Genomic DNA, 16,744 nt, shown 5'->3' with positions numbered 1-16,744 from the left:
GGCCACCGACGAACCTCGATTACCTTTCGCTGCAAGCCGAAAGACTGCTCTGTCCTGTCGACGAACTCGAGTTGTCGGTTCGATCCACAAATTTCCTCAAGAATGCCGGCATCCTCTCCGTGGGAGCGTTAGTTCAGTTTTCCGAAGACGAAATGGCGAAGCTGCCGTATTTCGGTCGCAAGACTCTCGATGAGATCAAAGCCCTGCTCAACTTGGACGGCTTGAGTCTTGGCATGGACCTCGCCCACTGGCCAGCTTCGACAGATTGACCCGCAAGAGCGTAGGACGGATTAGCCGAAGGCGAAATCGGCCATTTCGCTCGCAACAGTCTCGGCGGGCTACGCTTCGCCACCCATCCTTGTTAAACGACGCTGGCGAATTCAACCTGCGCCTCTGCCAGCACACCACCAGACGAAACCTCACCCGCCTCCACCCGCCGGTTCCTCTCGTCCACCATCACCACGGGCGGGCGAAACCTGCGCGCCTCCTCGGCATCGAAGCCGGCATAGGCGACGATGATGACCTTGTCGCCCGCCATGGCGAGGCGCGCGGCGGCGCCGTTGAGGCCGATGGTGCCGGAGCCTGCGGGTGCCTCGATCACATAGGTCGAGAACCGCGCGCCGGTATCGATGTTGTAGATGTCGACGCGTTCGTTGATCAGGAAGCCTGCGGCCTCGATCAGGTTGCGGTCGATCGAGATCGATCCCTCGTAGTGCAAGTCCGCTTCGGTGACACGCGCGCGATGAATCTTGCCCTTCATCAAAGTCACTTGCATCGAGCCCATCCCGTATCGTTGCGTCGGCATTCTCCGCGTCCGCCAATAGGGACCGTGCGGCTCCCGGTCAATACGTGTCGCGCGACCGGGTGTGTCCTTGCGTCGGTAGGTTTGTTCTGAGATCGCCGATTGCGCTGGTCGGATTAGACTGCTTGTCGCAGCACCTTGAAATAATCGAACTGCAATTCGGCCTTCAGGGAGCATGACATTATCTTGCCATTGATTGGCTGGCAGCGAGCATGAGCAAGCGTAGGGCGGATTAGCCGAAGGCGTAATCCGCCGCTTCGCTGGCAACACCGCGGCGGGTTACGCTTCGCTAACCCGCCCTACTCGCTTTGATGCTCAGCGACCGGCCGTTGTGACCTGCTATGATGGCAGCTCGCCTGAGTGATTCAGCACTGCCCGCTCGCAACTTGACGAGGAACAATGTCCCAGTCTTTCAAAGTCGGCGATCTCGTCAGGAAGCGTGCCGGTTATGAGTATCCTGGCATTATCGTTTCAGTTTTCACGACGCGAGCCGGTGCGGTGCGTTACGTCGTGGAGGCCGATCATCCCGGATTTGCCGGGATGCTCCATATTTTCAATGGCGAGCAACTGGAGCCTCGCGCCTGACTTTCGCAACGCTTCGTCGCGCGCCTCGTCACGTTCACCGATGGCCCGTAGCCACGTCATGCGGGCTACTGGCTGGCGCGCTTTTCAAGAAGCAGCGTGCGGTCGGCGATGTCTTTTAATTCGAACGCCTGGGAGTCGAGGAACGCGACGGACCCGTTGTTGGGGTCCGCGGCGAGGCGATGGGTTTCACCCAGATGATGCTTCAACCAGGCCCGCTGCTCGGTCTGCAATTGCGCGTGAGCCTCGCCCTTCGACTTTGCGAGCAGCGCTTGATAAGCGGCGTTGAGCCTGATGTCCCACTTCTCGATTGCGGCCTTGCCGCACGCGAGCATCTTCGTTGACATCCCTTCGGCCTTGTCCATGCACGCGTCATACTCGTTGTTTTGCTGCGCGCGCACCGGCAAGGTCGCGAGCACGAGCGTAGCTGCAACAATGACAAGCCTTCGCGAAAGCATGACCACGTCCAAATTACCCCACGCGCAGTTCCGGACAACCATCGTCGCTGTTCGGAACGAAAGCAAGCGTAGGGCGGATTAGCCAAAGGCGTAATCCGCCATGCCGCTCGCAACAGTCGCGGCGGGTTACGCTTCGCTAACCCGCCCTACGCATACGATGCGCCCCCGACTTCACGCCGCCTTCGCTTCCTTCTCTGCCGGCGCGGTTTCCATCGCGCGCATGTAGAGGTCGAGCAGGGATTCACGCTCGTCGCGTTCGTCCTGGTCCTGCTTGCGCAGCTTGATGATCTCCCTGAGGATCTTCACGTCGAAACCTTCGCCCTTCGCTTCCGAGAAGACTTCCTTCTTCTGCTCGCTGAGTTCCGCCATTTCAGTGTCAAGGTTCTCGATCCGCTCGACGAAGGAACGAATTTTTCCGCCGGGAATGGTGATGTCAGACATGGTGCCTCCTGCTGAATGAGGTCGTGAAAATGAAAGCAAAGAGATGACCAATATCTTAAGCACGCGACCGCTGCGGCGCGTTCATAGCTGAGGTATTTTTGTGACGACGATGCGCTCGCAGCATCGGATGCGGAACAAATCACTTATGGCATGATGAGATTAGGTTGAGTTGGAGCGGCGTCGGAAGTTCACCTCTCCCTTGGGAGAGGCATAGGCCGCCTGCGGCGGCCGTCCACGGAGAGAACGCCGAAGCGAAGCTTCGGCTTTGGCGCAGCGCCGGGTGAGGGGTTACGGTCTCTCGTTGGAGCTGCGGCCCCTCACCCGATTTGCTGCGCAAATCGACCTCTCCCCACTGGGGAGAGGTGAATCGAACCTGCGGCCAAATCGATTCAAGCCAACTTCATCCCGTCGCCAGCCACCCGCAACGTGATCCGCGTCAATTCGGACGGGCGGCCGAGCCGCAAGGCAAAACCCGGCCAGAGCGCGGTGCCGTTGTTGACGTAGAGCGTCATGCCGTCGACGTCGTAGCGGCCCGAGACGAAGCCGGCGTTGGCGGGCGCGGCCAGGCGGTCGATGCCCCAGATCAATCCGCCATGGGTGTGTCCGGAGAGTTGCAGCGCGACGCCGAGCCGAGCTGCGTTGCGTGCGTCGCTCGGCTGGTGGTCGAGCAGGACGACGGGCGCGCCCTTGGGAGCGCCGTCGAGCACCGCGGCAAGGTCGCGGACGGGATGCTTCCTGCGGCGCGACGCGCGGTCGGTAATCCCCGCGATCACGAGGCGGCCGCCGCCGCGTTCGAGCACGATGTGCCTGTTCTCGAGCGATCGCAGGCCCAGCGCGTCGTAGTGCGCCATCCAGGCGTCATAGCCGAAGATATATTCGTGGTTGCCCGAGATCACGTAGACGCCATCGGCGGCCACAAGATCCCGCAACGGCTCGATGTCCTTGCGCCGGGCATCGATGGTGCCGTCGATCAGATCGCCGGTAATCGCGATCAGGTCCACGCCGAGCTTGTTCGATCGCGCGACGACCTCGCGCGCCCATGCCGCAGGAAACAGCCGGCTGATGTGCAGATCGGTCAGGTGCAGGATGGTGTAGCCGTCGAACTGGCGCGGCAGCCCGCGGATCTCGACCTCGACATCCTTCAGCGGCGGAATGCGCATCGCCTGATGGACGCCGATCGCGGCGGCTGCGGCCGCCAGCGCAGCCAAAGCGTAGCGGACGCCGTCAGGCGCGCCGACGAAGCCGCCATGGATCAGGGCTGCGACCAGCAGTCCTGCGTCGAGCGCCAGCTGCAGCAGCGCAAGCAGCATGACCGCACCGAACGCCCAGTTGAACAGCACGACCACCGGACGCGGAAACTCCGGCGAGAATTCCGATCCCGACGACCATCTGTTCCAGCGGTGAAACTGCAAGGCGACCAGCACCAGCAACGCTGCGACAATCTTTGCCGTTAGCGGCCAGTCGAGCGGCCAGATGAAGCGGGCCAGGATCAAGAGACTGGTCAGGCCGAAGATGAGTTGGGGAATAGGTTCGCTCCGGATCGGATCGGTGGGCTATGCGGTGGGTGCTCAGCGAAGGTAGGGTGGATCGGCCACCGGCGTAAGGCGCCGATCAGCACATTTTCGGCAGATTGCGCGGCGCTGAAACGCCCTGCGTGGCACCCAACCGACCGCGCATATCGCGGAGCCTGTCATCGGGCGCGCGTTCGGGCGACCCGTTGGCTCATGCGGGCTACCGGCCGACCTTCCCGGCACAAGCGCCCGATCAATCCTCGATATCAGCAATTCGCCTGAGGACGATCACGACGGCGAGGACCAGGCCAAACAGGCCGCCAGCGACTCCGGCCAGACCCGAACCAAAGGCCCCACTTACATCCCGGTCGGATAGAGCGAACGCGACCATTTCAGCCGCAAAGGCCATCCCAACCGTCAGGGCAATGACGATTGCGACGGATTTGGAAAGTTCGACCACAAATCGAAATGCCATATCTTCCAAAGCGCCGAGCGCGCGGGTCACACGACTATCCGGACGCGGGGCAGCCTGGCCAAGTGCGCTCCGATGCCTTCTGATTGAGGCACCGGAGGAAGCGTTGGCGATCAACCGGTTCGCGCGGGGATTGTCGTTGGGATCATCGAGAGCCTCGATGTCCCGTCTGAATTCTCGCCGCAGAAGCAGCGTCGGAACCAGCGCACAACATAAAAGTGCGGCCAGTCCTGCGTAGATGCTGATGCTACCTGCCAAAAAGATCAGAAGAATGCCGAGCCACCCAAGGGCCTCGCCACAAAATTGAACCACTGCCAATCGGGCAATGTCGGCCCAAGACTGTTTTCGCCATGACTGTCTTCTCTTGGGGACGAAATCCGCGAGCCTCATCGGTTTGCCCTTCGACAGTCCGCCTTCTGCACCGTCAGCCGATCAATCTACTGAAATGTGGAGCGTGGGTCGTCGGGCGCAATCCTTCCGCCGCAACGCCGACGAGAATCACAAGGGCAGCGCAACGCGCGGCCTTTGCTCGCAACTCGGCGGAGCGCACCTCGCCATCGACGGCGATCAAAGCGCAAAATAGAACTTGAACATCGCTCATTTTCTTGATCTATTATTGAACAATGTTCATTTGTGCTGGGAGCCGACGATGCAGACGACCTTCCGGATGGACGGATCGACCGGGTCCGAGCGGCCCGCGAGACCGTGGATGAAAGTCACCCCGACGATCATCACGATCGGCATCCTTGCGGCATTCGCGCTGCACGGACGCATCGCGCAGCCGGCCAACTACAACGATTTCGCCGACCACTCGACCCTATCAGGCGTCCCCCACGCCGCCGATGTCTTCTCGAACGCGGGCTTCGCGCTGGTCGCGATCTGGGGCTGGCTGGCGCTGCGCCCTCACCGCAACAGCGATCGGCTGCGCGCCGGATGGCCGGGCTATCGCCTGTTCCTGATCGGCCTGTTCCTGACCGCCTTCGGCTCCGCCTTCTTTCACCTTGCCCCCGGCAATGGCCGGCTGACCTGGGACATGCTGCCGATCGCGCTCGCCGGCGCCGGCCTGCTCGTCGGCGTCCGCGGCGACACCCGGCCGGGGTCGAAGACGAACCCGGGATTGACGGCGAACATCGAAGCGATCGTGCTCGGGCTTTTCGCCGTCGCCAGCGTCGCATGGTGGGTTTATACCGACCGACACGGCGCGGGCGACCTGCGACCGTACCTGTTGCTACAGGTGCTCCCGCTGATTCTGATTCCGCTGTGGCAGTCGATCTATCGCGCGCCGCGCACTGAGCGCCTCGCCTTCGCCGCTGCGATGGGGTTGTACGTCGTGGCCAAGATCACTGAGGTGCTCGACCACCAGATCGCAGACACCCTCGGCTTCGTCAGCGGACACACCTTGAAGCATCTGCTCGCGACGGCAGCGACGGCTGCGATCGTCTGGGGGCTGACGCGACGATTTTCCGGCAGCGGCGGTCGAATGGCGGGCACTTGCACAATTTCGGAATAATGGAAGCGTACTGTTGAGTTGCCCGACGCGTCAAGTCGCTTCTCCTGTCCTCGCAGCCACTGCTACTTTGCATGGGGTTGTTTTCGATATTTTGGGACGGGCAGCTTTGCCGCTTCAGCGCACCTCGGTCGGATCAGGCGGATTGACCCGCATGGCGACCGTATCCATATGCATCTGCATGAAACGGCAGCCCAGCCGTTTCGCACCCACCGTGGACACAGCCTGATACCACCGGCCGCGTCCGTTGCGCACCCTCCTCTAGTTCCGGAGCTCCCGTGGCCGCCCTCTCCATTCTCGATCTCGTCCGCGTCACCGAAGAGACCGACGCGCGCGGCGCGCTCTATAACGCGCGCGATGTCGCCGTGCATGCCGAGGCGCTGGGCTATCGCCGGATCTGGGTGGCGGAGCACCACAACATGGCCGGCATCGCGAGCGCGGCGACGTCGGTCGTGATCGGGCATATCGCGGCGGGCACCAAGACCATCCGGGTCGGCGCCGGCGGCATCATGCTGCCGAACCACGCGCCCTACGTCATCGCCGAACAGTTCGGCACGCTGGCGCGGCTGTTTCCTGATCGCATCGACCTCGGCCTCGGCCGCGCGCCCGGCACCGATCAGCTTACCCTGCGCGCGCTGCGCCGGACGCCAGAATCCGCCGAGAACTTTCCGCAGGACGTGCTCGAGGTGCAGGCCTTCCTCGCCGCAGCCGGGCCCAACCAGCGCATCCAGGCCGTGCCGGCGGCCGGCACCGACGTGCCGCTGTGGATTCTCGGATCGAGCAATTTTGGCGCGATGCTGGCCGGCGAGCTCGGCCTGCCCTACGCCTTCGCCTCGCACTTTGCCCCCGAGCTGCTGATCCAGGCGCTGCAGATCTATCGCGCGCGCTTCAAGCCGTCGGAGCAGCTCCAGCAGCCCTATACCATGGTCGGTGTCAACATCATCGCCGCCGACACCGACGCGGAAGCGCGGCGGCTCGCCACCACGCAGCAGATGTCGTTCACCAACATCTTCCGCGGCGCGCGCGGCTTGAGCCAGCCGCCGATCGACGACATCGAGACCTACTGGTCGCCATCTGAAAAAGTCCAGGCGATGCGGATGCTCGCCCGCACCATCATCGGCTCGCCCGCGACGGTGCGCGCCGGCATCGATGCGCTGGTCGCGGAGACCGGCGCCGACGAATTGATGATCGTGTCCGACGTCTACGATCACCAGAAGCGGCTGCGATCGTTCGAGCTGATCGCCGAGGCCGGCGGACTCAAAAGCGCCTGACCTCATCACGCAGCCGACCGCTGCCGCTTCTGGCGCGGCAGCGGTTGCTGGTTCGCATTCGGCTTAATGCGCAGCGACGGCTTGCGGCACGGCATGGCTGGCGCGGTTGTCGAGGCTGAGCGCGCCGGCGCCGAACGCTGCGATCTGCAGCAATCCACCCGCCATCATCACGTTCTTCAGGAAGTGGATCATCTGGTTCTGGTCGGCGAAATTGCTGTGGAACGCGACCGCGGTTGCGATCGAGAACACTGCCAGTGCCAGCCCCACGGCGCGGGCCTGATAGCCGGCAATCAGCAGCAGGCCGCCGCCGAGCTCGACGACGACCGCCACCGCAAAGGCGAGCGGAGGAAACGGCAGGCCGACGGCACTGATCAGACCAGTGGTGGCCGCATACGCGCCGAGCTTGCTGAGGCCGCTCATAGCGAACGGGAGGCCGATCAGAAGTCGGCCGGCGAAGGGAAGATATTTGGTAGCGCTCATGGTCGTGATCCTTTGTTGCGTGGATGAATTCGGCGCCCCACCGTCCGTGGTCTCGCCGGTCGCGAACCGTGTTGCTGTCCGCTTCGTCCCTGTTATCGCCCCGCCGCCGCCGATCGATTAGTCGGCCAGTTTCAGACGGATCGTTCCACCAGAAGAACGATCGCGCGGCATGCGGCTGGGGCATCCCCGCTCCGGAATCCGGATCACGCGGCGTCGTTCAGTCTGTGGAACGCTCCGTCTGACAAACACCGGCTAATGCGGCTGGTCGGTCGCGCCTATGATCCCCTGCATCGAAGGAGACGGACCATGTGCGATATCCTGATGAACAACCTGATCAAGGCCCTGCGCAGCTTCCAGCACGCCTGCCTCACGCCGGCGATCCGGGACGACGACGAGGACGACGGCGACATCGCAACGCCGAAGACCAGCCTCGACGACGGCTGGTGAGGCAGCTCGCGAGGCCCCTGGCCCGCCATACAGGCCTCCGCCGCGCTGCCTGTCGAACGGCTTTCCGGTCGACAGGCGGCGATTCGACGTTGAAAATCGAAGGGAACTATGATGCGGATGAATGATCTGGTCCCGCCCGATGCGGGCGGAATTGACCTGGCAGCGCCTTTCATGCGGGACTTCAACGACCTCTATTTCTTCGCGGCAGTGGTCAAGCACGAGGGGTTTTCGGCCGCGGCACGCGCGCTCCGCCTGCCGAAGTCCAGGATCAGCCGCCATGTCGCGCTGCTGGAGGAGCAGCTCGGCGTTCGCCTGATCGAACGCTCGACCCGCCGGCTGAGCATCACGGCGATCGGCCGCGACGTCTACCGGCATGCGCAGACCGTGGTCGACGCCGCGGAGGCCGTCGATGAAGTCGCGCTCAGGATGAAATCCGAGCCGCAGGGCCTCGTCCGCATCGGCTGCCCGGTCGGCGTGCAGCGCGCGCTGGCGCCGAAATTGCCCGAGCTGTTCGCCAAGTATCCGCGGCTGAGGGCGCAATTCCTCATCACCAACCGGCCGATCAATTTGATCGAGGAGCAGGTCGACGTCGCCATTCGCATCCGCGACAGCCTCGATACCGACAGCGAGATGCAGATGCGCCGGATCGGGACCAGCCGGAGGCTGCTGGTCGCGAGCCCGGCCTTGCTCAAGGCGCACGGCGCGCCGAAGGCGGCCGGCGATCTTGCCGGGCTGCCGATCCTCGATGCCACGGAAACGCAGGGCCTGCGCACATGGGAGCTGTCAGGCCCGCGCGGGCAAAAGGCCTCAGTCGCCGTCGAACCGAAGATTTCCGCGGGTGACTTCACCATCCTCATTCACGCGGCCGAGGCCGGGCTCGGCATCGCGCTGCTGCCCGAGCTGCAATGTCAGGCCGCCCTCAGCGAAGGCAAGCTGGTCCGCGTTCTGCCGGACTGGAGCGCCAAGGAAGGCATCATCCATCTCGTGTTTCCGTCGCGGCGCGGCATGTTGCCCGGCGTCCGCGCCACCATCGATTTCCTGGCCACCGCGCTCAAGGCGCAGATTTAGCCGGCTCAAACCTGGCTGGTCCGTCCTGCGCGCTTGCCGCTCAGCCGCACACGCGACGGTTTTTTGTTGCTTTGCCCGCGTGTGCCCCTACGGTGCGCCCGTCACGACGGAGACGATCTCAACGATGGACGCGGCCATGAACTGTCCGAACTGCAATTCCGAGCATGCCTATCAGGACGCGGCTCTGTGGGTCTGCCCGGAACGCGCCCATGAATGGAGCGGCGATGCGACCGCAGTAGTCTCGCAGGAGGCAGGCGTGCGTGATGCGCACGGCAATCCGCTGGCGGACGGCGACAGCGTGATCGTGATCAAGGATCTCAAGGTCAAGGGCTCGTCATCGGTCGTCAAGGGTGGCACCAAGGTCCGGAACATCCGCCTCACCGAGGGGAGCGATGGACACAACATCGCCTGCAAGATCGATGGCATCGGCGCGATGAACCTGAAATCCGAGTTCGTGAAGAAGGCCTAGCCAGCTCTCTCCGGAAAATCTGGTAGCCCGCAGGATGGGCGGAGCGCAGCGATACCCATCGTTGGCGCCGCGGATACAAAGTTGACGGGTTTCGCTTCGCTCTGCCCGTCCGCCACGCTCACACCCTGCTTAACGCCTGCGCGATGTCGGCGACCAGATCGGACGGATGCTCGATCCCGATCGAGAGCCGGATCGTCGTATCCAGCACCCCGATCTTCTTCCTGATGTCGGCCGGCACGCCGGAATGCGTCATCGTGGCCGGCAGGCTCGCGAGCGACTCGGTGCCGCCGAGGCTCACCGCGAGCTTGAAGATCTGCAAGCTGTTGAGGAATTTCTCCGCCGCCGCCTGCCCGCCGACGATGTCGAACGAGAAGGTCGAGCCGGCGCCAGAGCTTTGGCTTGCGAACACACGCCCGGCAGGAGACGCCGCGTCGTGATGGCCGAGATATTGCACCTGCGCCACCTTGGGATGGTCGCGCAGATAGTCGGCGACGATGTGCGCATTGCGGTCGGCCTTTTCCATGCGCAGGCTGAGCGTTTCCAGCGAACGGCTGATCATCCAGCAGGAATGCGGATCGAGCTGGGTGCCGATCGCGCCGCGCAGCGCCTTGACGTCCTTCATCAGCTTCTTCGAGCCGAGCGCTGCGCCCGCGATCAGATCGGAATGGCCGCCGACATATTTGGTCAGCGAGTACAGCGAGAGGTCGGCGCCGTGCTCGATCGGCCGCTGAAACACCGGCCCCAGCAGCGTGTTGTCGCAGGCGATGATCGGGGTAAAGCCCTGCGCCTTGCCGATCGCGTCGGCGACGCGCCTTGTGAGCGCGATATCGACCTGGCCGTTGGTCGGATTGGCTGGCGTCTCGATGAAGATCATCGCGACGCGGCCTTTCTTCATGGCCTCGTCGGCGGCAGCGCGGACGATGCTCTCGTCGAGGCCGTCGGCAAAGCCAACCGCGCCGATCGAAAAACCCGCCAGCGTCCTGCTGAACAGCGTCTCCGTGCCGCCATAGAGCGGCTGCGAATGCAGAATGACGTCGCCGGGCCGCGCGAAAGCCAGCACCGTGGTCGAGATCGCCGACATCCCGGAGGAGAACAGCGCGCAGCTCTCGGTGCGCTCATAGATCGCGAGCCGGTCCTCGACGATCTCGCTGTTCGGATGATTGAAGCGCGAATAGACCAGCCCCGCTCCCATGCCTTCCGGAGGCTCGCGCCGGCCCGCGACGAAATCGAAAAAGTCCTTGCCGTCCTCGGCGGTCCGGAACACGAAGGTCGAGGTCAAAAATACCGGCGGCTTGACGGCGCCCTCCGACAGCTGCGGGTCGTAGCCGTAGTTCAGCATCTGGGTTTCCGGATGCAGCAGGTGATTGCCGATGTGGGTTCTGGACGGAAACGGTTTGACCACGGCCAGTCTCCTTGTTCGAGGGACCATCGCATGTGCGGCAGGCCCTTAAGAATCTGCCGCAAGCATACTCCACCTTTGTGCCATTCCGCCAAAACACTGCCTCGAACACCCTGGATAACGAACGGCCGGCGTGCGCTCTGCTCCGCCGGCCGTCCGAAAACCGTCATCCACATCGTGCGTGCGTGATGTCACTTAGCCGACGACATCAGGACCGATCGCCGGCGCGCGCTGCTCACGCAGCGGTGAATACGGCTACCAGCTGCGATCGACATTGCGCACCTCGCCGGTCCGCGCATCGACATCAACCTGCATCCAGCGGCCAAGCCGGTCACGGCCCTCGACTTCCCACTCGTCGCCGAGGAACTTGGTGTTGGACACCGTCACGATGCCGAGATTGGTCGCAACGTCGAGGGCTGCCTCCATCGAGATCTGGCTGCCGGAATCATAAGCCATCGCCGGCGTCGCTGCGCCGATCGCCAACGCCGCAATGGCCGGAATAATAAAGCTTCGCATCAGTCACTCCTCATGGAACGGGATGTCATGCCGCATAAAACGAGCGGCGCACCCTATCAGTTCCAGGAACAGCGGCCACGGAGCAGCGAAACTTCGGCAGTTGCGGCAATTTGGTGGCAGTTCCAGTTTCACCGACGCGCGCTGCGCGACTTACGCGTTGCCTTCTTCCACATCCGGAAACCACCCTCGAATGCGTTGGCGTTGTCGCCGAACCTCACATTCGGCGGCGGGTTGTCGACCTTGTCGGCATTGCCGCCGCCGAGCACGATGTAGTCGGGCTCCAGCGCCGCCGACAGCCGCGCGATGACATCGTCGACGCTCTTGCGCCATTTCTTCCGGCCGCGCCGCTCGAGGCCGGCGGCGCCGACATGGTCCTCGAACGTCCCGTCCTTGCGATAGGGCAAATGACCGAGCTCCATCGGCTCGTAAACCCCCTCCACGATCATCGCCGAGCCAAGCCCGGTGCCGAGACCGAGGAACAGCATCCGCCCGCCCTGATAGCTGCCGATCGCCTGCATCAGCGCATCGTTGACCACCTTCACCGGCCGACCGAACGCGCCGTGAAAATCGAAGCCGGCCCAGCCGCGGCCGAGATTGTGCGGCTCCGTCAGCGGACGGTTGTGAACCACCGGTCCGGGATAGCCGATCGAGATCACGTCATAGGACCAGTCCCTGGTCAGCGCCTTGACCTGCCGCACCATCTCGGTCGCGGACAGCGTTGGACCTGACTCGAATTCGCGCTTGATGCGCGCCTTGTCGGTCATGACCTTCACATGCGTGCCGCCGATGTCGATCGCCAGCACCGTCCGCCGCGACGCGGGCTTCGTCATCTTCCTCGCTGTCGTCTTGCCGGCTTTCTTGTTTGTCTTCTTGGCCATCAATCCGCTCTCTCTTGCGCGCGTGCAGTGGAGCAGAGAAACCCGTCGCGCGCCACAGCCCCGTTCTGCATCTGACTCCAGTTTGTTCGCGAAGAACGAATCGGAATCGAGAAAATCGGCGCAACCCAAGCCTTAACAGGGCGTGTGCATTTGCAGCATCCGGGCAGCTGATATTGTACCGCGATGGGATAATTGCTCTCGACACGGAATATCTCGGCGCGCTTTGGGCGCTCTACGTGCAATCGCTTCACCTATCAAGCGACGAATCGCATGACAGCCGCGTTCCCCATCCGACTCCAGTTTGTTCGCGAGGAACGAATCGGAATCGAAAACTCAACGCGGAGCGATTCTTAACAACACGTTTGCATAACTTGCCGCGGATGCATTTCGTACGGCGGATCAGCGCGAGCGTAATCCGACATCTCTCGATAACGTCGTGCCGACACCTTACGGCGCGCGCATCATCGGCGACGCTTTGCGCGGAGCCGTTTGCCGCGCCGCGCTGCGCGCCGCGCGAGCTGCCAACCTTCAAGGTGAAGCCAAAGTGCTTCCGCGACCGGCCCGTGCGCATGCTGCCGATGGCGGATCGCCGCCAGACGTTCCTCACGGCCCGGAAAATTGGGTCCCGCGATGCTGATCAGTCGGCCGTCCCTGAGCTCATCCTCGATCAGCCACGCCGGCAGATGGCCCCAGGCGAGACGATGCAGGATCAGCTCCTTCTTCATCATCTGGTCCGGCACGGTACAACGATGGGCGCCCTCGATCAGGAAGAAGCTTTCCGACGACGGTCGCCGCGCCGTGTCACGGATCACGCACTGCGTGAAGGGACGCATCTGCTCCGGCGTGATCTTCTTCGTCCACGCGAACGGCAGAAACCCGGGAGCGACAACCGGCACCATGGCCGTGGTTGAGAGTTCGATTTGTTCGAAGCGCGGATCGGACGGATCCGCGCGATGAAACACGAGGTCGGCGTTATCATCGATCAAGCGCTCGAGCGGTCCTCCGACCGCCTCATATTCCAGATGCAGGCGTGTGTTGGGATACCGGGCAAAGAACCCCGAGAGCATTTGCAGGACGGGCGGCCGCGGGCAGAGGTCGCCGATGACGACACGCAGCACGACCTCTTCCCCGCTGACGAGTTGGTCCGCATAGGTCTGCAGCAGATCGAGTTCGCGCAGCGTCAGCCGCGTGCGCTCGTGAAACGTTCGCCCTGCCTCCGTCAGCCCGACGCGGTATCCGCTGCGATCGAACAGCGTGAGGCCGAGCTGCTGCTCGAGGCGGGCGACCGCCGCGAACACCGATGGGTGCGAGCGGTTCAGGGCGGCGCCCGCAGCCTGGAAGCTTCCCTTGGCCGCGACCGCGTCGAAGCAGCGCAAGTCGTGGAGCTTGATCCAGTCCATTGTCCACAAATCCTACAGAGATAGATCGATCTTAGTAATTTTATCTGGCGAGCGCGAGCCCTAGCCTGGTCGCCGGATTCCTCCAGCAGAAGGGACTGACGAAATGAGCGGCGATCGACACTTCACGACGGGGGACGGCTGCCGGATTGCGTACCGGATCGATGGTCCCGACAATCGGCCGGTGCTCGCGCTATCGAACTCGATCGCCACCAACCTGCACATGTGGGATCGCTCCGTGCCGGCCCTCAGCCGGTTCTTTCGCCTGCTCCGCTACGACACCCGCGGTCACGGCGGTTCAGACGCGCCTGCGGGCGCCTATTCGATGGACCGGCTTGGCCGCGATGTGGTCGAACTGCTCGACGCCCTCGGGATCGATCGCGCACATTTCCTCGGCCTGTCGCTCGGCGGGTTCATCGGGCAGTGGCTTGGTATCTTCGCGCCTGAACGCATCTATCGCCTGATCCTCTCGAACACCGCGTCCTATCTTGCGTCAGAGCTGCCGTTCGACGACCAGATCCGCGCCGTGCTGGCCGCGAGCAACATGGACGGAATCGCTGAGGGGTTCATGCGCAACTGGTTTCCCGCCACGATGCTGGCTGCGCCGAACGCGATTGTCGACGAATTCCGCAACATGGTGCGCACCACGCCGCCGCGCGGCCTCGCCGGCTGTTACGCCGCCCTGCGCGATGTCGATCTTCGCCGGGTAATCTCGCTGATCGCAGCGCCGACCTTGGTTATCGGCGGTGAGAGCGACACCGTCACGCGGGCCAGTCACAGCAAAGAGATCGCGGCGACCATCACCAATGCAAAGCTCGTTCTGCTGCCCGGAGTTCACATTCTCAATGTCGAACAGGCGGATCGATTCAACGATGAAGTCGCGAGCTTCCTGCGGGGCGCACCCTAATCGTTCTCCATCCGACTCCATTTTGTTCGCAAAGAACGAATCGGAATCGAACAAATCGGCACGGCGCAAACCTTAACAACGCGTTTGCGACATCGATGCCGATCGACTTTGTAGGGCGATTAGCGCAAGCGTAATCCGCCCTCTGTCCGCAGCACCACCGCGACGGGTTACGCTTCGCTAACCCGCCCTACGCTTGGCTCGACAATCTTCAGCAACACGAGAGTCATGCGGGTCGCCTCGGAATGCGAGATCGTTGGATCGATGGTCTTCGAGAACGCCCAGATGTCGTCTATTATTGCCAAGCCGCGCTCCCGATCGTTCGAGCCGACCACATTGCGAAATCGCTCCATCAACTCCTGATTTGAAGCGACTTGTCGCGCCAACGGCGCAAGCTGCTCTTGAGTCCGGATGGGCTTCGCAGGTGGCAAACCAGCACCATCTCCATTTCGAACCAGATGATTTCCGGATTGAAGACTGAGCGTTGACTTCTCGTCACCTGATGTCGTCGTCCCTTGCTCGGCCGGCACCTCGCCGGATCGATCAGCCTTGCCGGCCACCCACGCGCGCGCGTCCATATATTCAAGCCCCGGCCGCAGCGTGCGCATCTTCTCCGCAAGCCTGTGGCTCGAGGTCTCCCCCGCATGCGCGAGCCGGTTGACGAGCGCGACATAGTCCGCATCGCTCTTGTGCTGGTTGAGCTTCGACTGGCCCTCGATCTCATCGACAACGAGGTCGATCACCCGGATCCCCGCCAGCATCTGTTCGCGCTTGCCGGGCTCCATCTGCGTGAGGTCCCAGGGCTGCTTCGGCAGCCGCGCCTCGGAGGCCGCGAGCAGCGCGTCGCCATGGCCGCGGTTCTCCCCGTGATCGCGCAGATGCGCGACGCCGGACAAATGCACCGCCTCGTAGAGCCAGGTGGAGACGTTATCGCGCGAGACGTACCAATCGTTCGAGATATAGGCGTCGTCGCCGGAGACGATCAGCAGGAAACGCCTGACGCCGTCGGCGAGTTCGACCAGCGGGTTTTTCGCGGTGAGATGGATCTGCACGATCACGCGATCGTCGCGCCGCGCGATCACGAACGGCACATGAGACGCCCGCGGGCCGCGCGCATCGGCGGCGACGATGGCGCCGAAGCCGCGCGCCGCCGCAAGGGCCAGCGCGTGGTCGTCCTCGATGCGAAATTGGGGACGGAGGATGTGCATGGCGGCGGCGCTCGCGGCTGGAGGGAGACGACCCAGCGAAGCTAGCGCAACTTTTGCCGGAGATCACCGCCATGCACCGTCCGGCTCAGCAGATCATGGCATTGTCGCCGTGATCGCAGACGCCGCCCGGCTGATCCCGGGGCAGCGTCTCGAACTCCCCGTAGCGCGGCACGGCCATGCGCGGCGGCCCGCCGCCCCAGCGGCCGGCGGCCGCGGTATGTCCCTTTACGAACGCGGATGGGCCGGCCGGGACTTCGCGCGCCATGGCCGATGTCGTCAGCATGGCGAGCGCAACCAGGCCCGCCGCGACGTGTTTGATCGTCGTCATCGAACTTCTCCTGCTGGATTCAACAGGGTGGGACCATCTCGCCGGCCTGCTGAAGCGTTTTCGCTGAAACCATGACGGGCGGGGCCACCGGATTATTCCGCGACGACGCAGCGAATTTTCCCGTGCTGCGGCTCGGTTCGACACATTCGATTGATCGGAGCGTGACCGCCGGGACCGGAGACCCGACCGGCCGCAACCGCGGTTGCGAGAGCTGCGACAAAACAACCCGACGGCAAACTCGGCAAGACGCGTCGGTCCGGCTATAGGAAAACATTCCGCTTGAGGCTTTCCCTGCACCCTCTGTTTCCAGAGCGGCGAAACGAGAGGCAAGACTCGGACAAGTCATGTCGCGAGAATGTAGATGTTTGTCTCAGCGAACGTGCAACACATCCGGTGTCGTCCCGGGCAAGCGAAGCGCGACCCGGGACCCATAACCACGAATACCAATTGCCTCGCAGCGCTGGGGCCACAGCCTTCTTCGACAACCCAATCCTGTGGTTATGGGTCCCTGCTTTCGCAGGGACGACGAATGGAGACAGACGAGGCCGTTGCATCGCCGTCATAGCGATCCGCGATATCCCAATCCGCCGTTGAACTCGCGCCAAC

General features: G+C 63.3%; 19 protein-coding genes and 2 pseudogenes. 8 read left to right on the top strand and 13 right to left on the bottom strand.

Going from position 1 to position 16,744, the window contains the following annotated elements; genetic code table 11:
* Positions 1 to 56 precede the first annotated feature (56 nt).
* A pseudogene (locus ACOIX3_RS18575) lies at positions 57 to 269 on the top strand (DNA-directed RNA polymerase subunit alpha C-terminal domain-containing protein); the annotation flags it as partial.
* Between the two features lie 92 nt (positions 270 to 361).
* Here the strand turns inward: ACOIX3_RS18575 and panD are convergent.
* Positions 362 to 775 carry an aspartate 1-decarboxylase gene (gene panD, locus ACOIX3_RS18570; RefSeq protein ID WP_420971280.1) on the bottom strand — a complete coding sequence of 138 codons (414 nt, stop codon included), beginning with the start codon at positions 773 to 775 and terminating at the stop codon, positions 362 to 364.
* Between the two features lie 426 nt (positions 776 to 1,201).
* On the opposite strand from panD, the gene ACOIX3_RS18565 reads away from it, so the two are divergent.
* Positions 1,202 to 1,387, top strand: a complete 186-nt coding sequence (locus tag ACOIX3_RS18565; protein WP_162136641.1) for a hypothetical protein — start codon at positions 1,202 to 1,204, stop codon at positions 1,385 to 1,387.
* Between the two features lie 65 nt (positions 1,388 to 1,452).
* Here the strand turns inward: ACOIX3_RS18565 and ACOIX3_RS18560 are convergent, their stop codons facing one another.
* The 5 genes from ACOIX3_RS18560 to ACOIX3_RS18540 all read right to left on the bottom strand — a co-directional run bounded on the left by ACOIX3_RS18560 (position 1,453) and on the right by ACOIX3_RS18540 (position 4,867).
* Positions 1,453 to 1,842 carry a lysozyme inhibitor LprI family protein gene (locus tag ACOIX3_RS18560; protein WP_420971279.1) on the bottom strand — a complete coding sequence of 130 codons (390 nt, stop codon included), beginning with the start codon at positions 1,840 to 1,842 and terminating at the stop codon, positions 1,453 to 1,455.
* 171 nt (positions 1,843 to 2,013) lie between these two features.
* A complete protein-coding gene (locus tag ACOIX3_RS18555) occupies positions 2,014 to 2,283 on the bottom strand; it encodes a DUF2312 domain-containing protein (protein ID WP_420971278.1) in 270 nt (89 codons plus the stop codon).
* A gap of 389 nt (positions 2,284 to 2,672) precedes the next feature.
* Positions 2,673 to 3,809 (bottom strand): metallophosphoesterase, encoded by a 1,137-nt coding sequence (locus tag ACOIX3_RS18550; RefSeq protein WP_420971755.1) that lies wholly within the window; start codon positions 3,807 to 3,809, stop codon positions 2,673 to 2,675.
* Between the two features lie 238 nt (positions 3,810 to 4,047).
* Entirely contained in the window at positions 4,048 to 4,656 is a 609-nt protein-coding gene (locus ACOIX3_RS18545) for a hypothetical protein (protein ID WP_420971277.1), read from the bottom strand.
* Between the two features lie 34 nt (positions 4,657 to 4,690).
* A complete protein-coding gene (locus ACOIX3_RS18540) occupies positions 4,691 to 4,867 on the bottom strand; it encodes a hypothetical protein (RefSeq protein WP_420971276.1) in 177 nt (58 codons plus the stop codon).
* Positions 4,868 to 4,915: 48 nt separating this feature from the next.
* Between ACOIX3_RS18540 and ACOIX3_RS18535 the strand changes: the two genes are divergently transcribed.
* The gene (locus ACOIX3_RS18535) at positions 4,916 to 5,776 is read left to right on the top strand and encodes a hypothetical protein (protein WP_420971275.1); all 861 of its coding nucleotides are present in this window, start codon (positions 4,916 to 4,918) and stop codon (positions 5,774 to 5,776) included.
* A gap of 275 nt (positions 5,777 to 6,051) precedes the next feature.
* Positions 6,052 to 7,044: an LLM class flavin-dependent oxidoreductase gene (locus ACOIX3_RS18530; RefSeq protein ID WP_420971274.1), complete on the top strand. Its 993-nt coding sequence runs from the start codon at positions 6,052 to 6,054 to the stop codon at positions 7,042 to 7,044.
* A gap of 63 nt (positions 7,045 to 7,107) precedes the next feature.
* Here the strand turns inward: ACOIX3_RS18530 and ACOIX3_RS18525 are convergent, their stop codons facing one another.
* Entirely contained in the window at positions 7,108 to 7,524 is a 417-nt protein-coding gene (locus tag ACOIX3_RS18525; RefSeq protein WP_420971273.1) for a DoxX family protein, read from the bottom strand.
* A 306-nt stretch (positions 7,525 to 7,830) separates the two neighbouring features.
* Between ACOIX3_RS18525 and ACOIX3_RS18520 the strand changes: the two genes are divergently transcribed.
* From ACOIX3_RS18520 to ACOIX3_RS18510, 3 genes are all read left to right on the top strand, one after another.
* Positions 7,831 to 7,971 carry a hypothetical protein gene (locus ACOIX3_RS18520; RefSeq protein ID WP_171947553.1) on the top strand — a complete coding sequence of 47 codons (141 nt, stop codon included), beginning with the start codon at positions 7,831 to 7,833 and terminating at the stop codon, positions 7,969 to 7,971.
* 117 nt (positions 7,972 to 8,088) lie between these two features.
* Entirely contained in the window at positions 8,089 to 9,039 is a 951-nt protein-coding gene (locus ACOIX3_RS18515) for a LysR family transcriptional regulator (RefSeq protein ID WP_420971272.1), read from the top strand.
* A gap of 124 nt (positions 9,040 to 9,163) precedes the next feature.
* The gene (locus ACOIX3_RS18510; protein ID WP_420971271.1) at positions 9,164 to 9,508 is read left to right on the top strand and encodes a zinc ribbon domain-containing protein YjdM; all 345 of its coding nucleotides are present in this window, start codon (positions 9,164 to 9,166) and stop codon (positions 9,506 to 9,508) included.
* Positions 9,509 to 9,626: 118 nt separating this feature from the next.
* Here ACOIX3_RS18510 and ACOIX3_RS18505 read toward each other — a convergent pair whose 3' ends face one another.
* The 4 genes from ACOIX3_RS18505 to ACOIX3_RS18490 all read right to left on the bottom strand — a co-directional run bounded on the left by ACOIX3_RS18505 (position 9,627) and on the right by ACOIX3_RS18490 (position 13,701).
* The gene (locus ACOIX3_RS18505; protein WP_420971270.1) at positions 9,627 to 10,910 is read right to left on the bottom strand and encodes a cystathionine gamma-synthase family protein; all 1,284 of its coding nucleotides are present in this window, start codon (positions 10,908 to 10,910) and stop codon (positions 9,627 to 9,629) included.
* A gap of 252 nt (positions 10,911 to 11,162) precedes the next feature.
* Positions 11,163 to 11,423, bottom strand: a complete 261-nt coding sequence (locus tag ACOIX3_RS18500; protein ID WP_163159632.1) for a PepSY domain-containing protein — start codon at positions 11,421 to 11,423, stop codon at positions 11,163 to 11,165.
* Between the two features lie 128 nt (positions 11,424 to 11,551).
* Positions 11,552 to 12,301: an ROK family protein gene (locus ACOIX3_RS18495; RefSeq protein WP_420971268.1), complete on the bottom strand. Its 750-nt coding sequence runs from the start codon at positions 12,299 to 12,301 to the stop codon at positions 11,552 to 11,554.
* Between the two features lie 461 nt (positions 12,302 to 12,762).
* On the bottom strand, positions 12,763 to 13,701 hold the full coding sequence (locus ACOIX3_RS18490) for a LysR family transcriptional regulator (protein ID WP_420971267.1): 939 nt from the start codon (positions 13,699 to 13,701) through the stop codon (positions 12,763 to 12,765).
* Positions 13,702 to 13,804: 103 nt separating this feature from the next.
* Here ACOIX3_RS18490 and ACOIX3_RS18485 point away from each other — a divergent pair, with 103 nt between their 5' ends.
* Positions 13,805 to 14,605, top strand: coding sequence for an alpha/beta fold hydrolase (locus ACOIX3_RS18485; RefSeq protein ID WP_420971266.1), 801 nt, complete (start codon positions 13,805 to 13,807; stop codon positions 14,603 to 14,605).
* A 575-nt stretch (positions 14,606 to 15,180) separates the two neighbouring features.
* On the opposite strand, the pseudogene ACOIX3_RS18480 reads toward ACOIX3_RS18485, so the two are convergent.
* Together ACOIX3_RS18480 and ACOIX3_RS18475 are read right to left on the bottom strand one after the other, a co-directional pair.
* Positions 15,181 to 15,810 (bottom strand): annotated as a pseudogene (locus ACOIX3_RS18480) (FMN-binding negative transcriptional regulator); the annotation flags it as partial.
* 85 nt (positions 15,811 to 15,895) lie between these two features.
* Entirely contained in the window at positions 15,896 to 16,138 is a 243-nt protein-coding gene (locus ACOIX3_RS18475; RefSeq protein ID WP_420971265.1) for a hypothetical protein, read from the bottom strand.
* Positions 16,139 to 16,744: the final 606 nt, after the last annotated feature.

Source organism: Bradyrhizobium sp. B120, from assembly GCF_049075665.1.
Lineage (GTDB): Bacteria > Pseudomonadota > Alphaproteobacteria > Rhizobiales > Xanthobacteraceae > Bradyrhizobium.
This window is presented reverse-complemented; position numbering and strand designations above follow the sequence as displayed.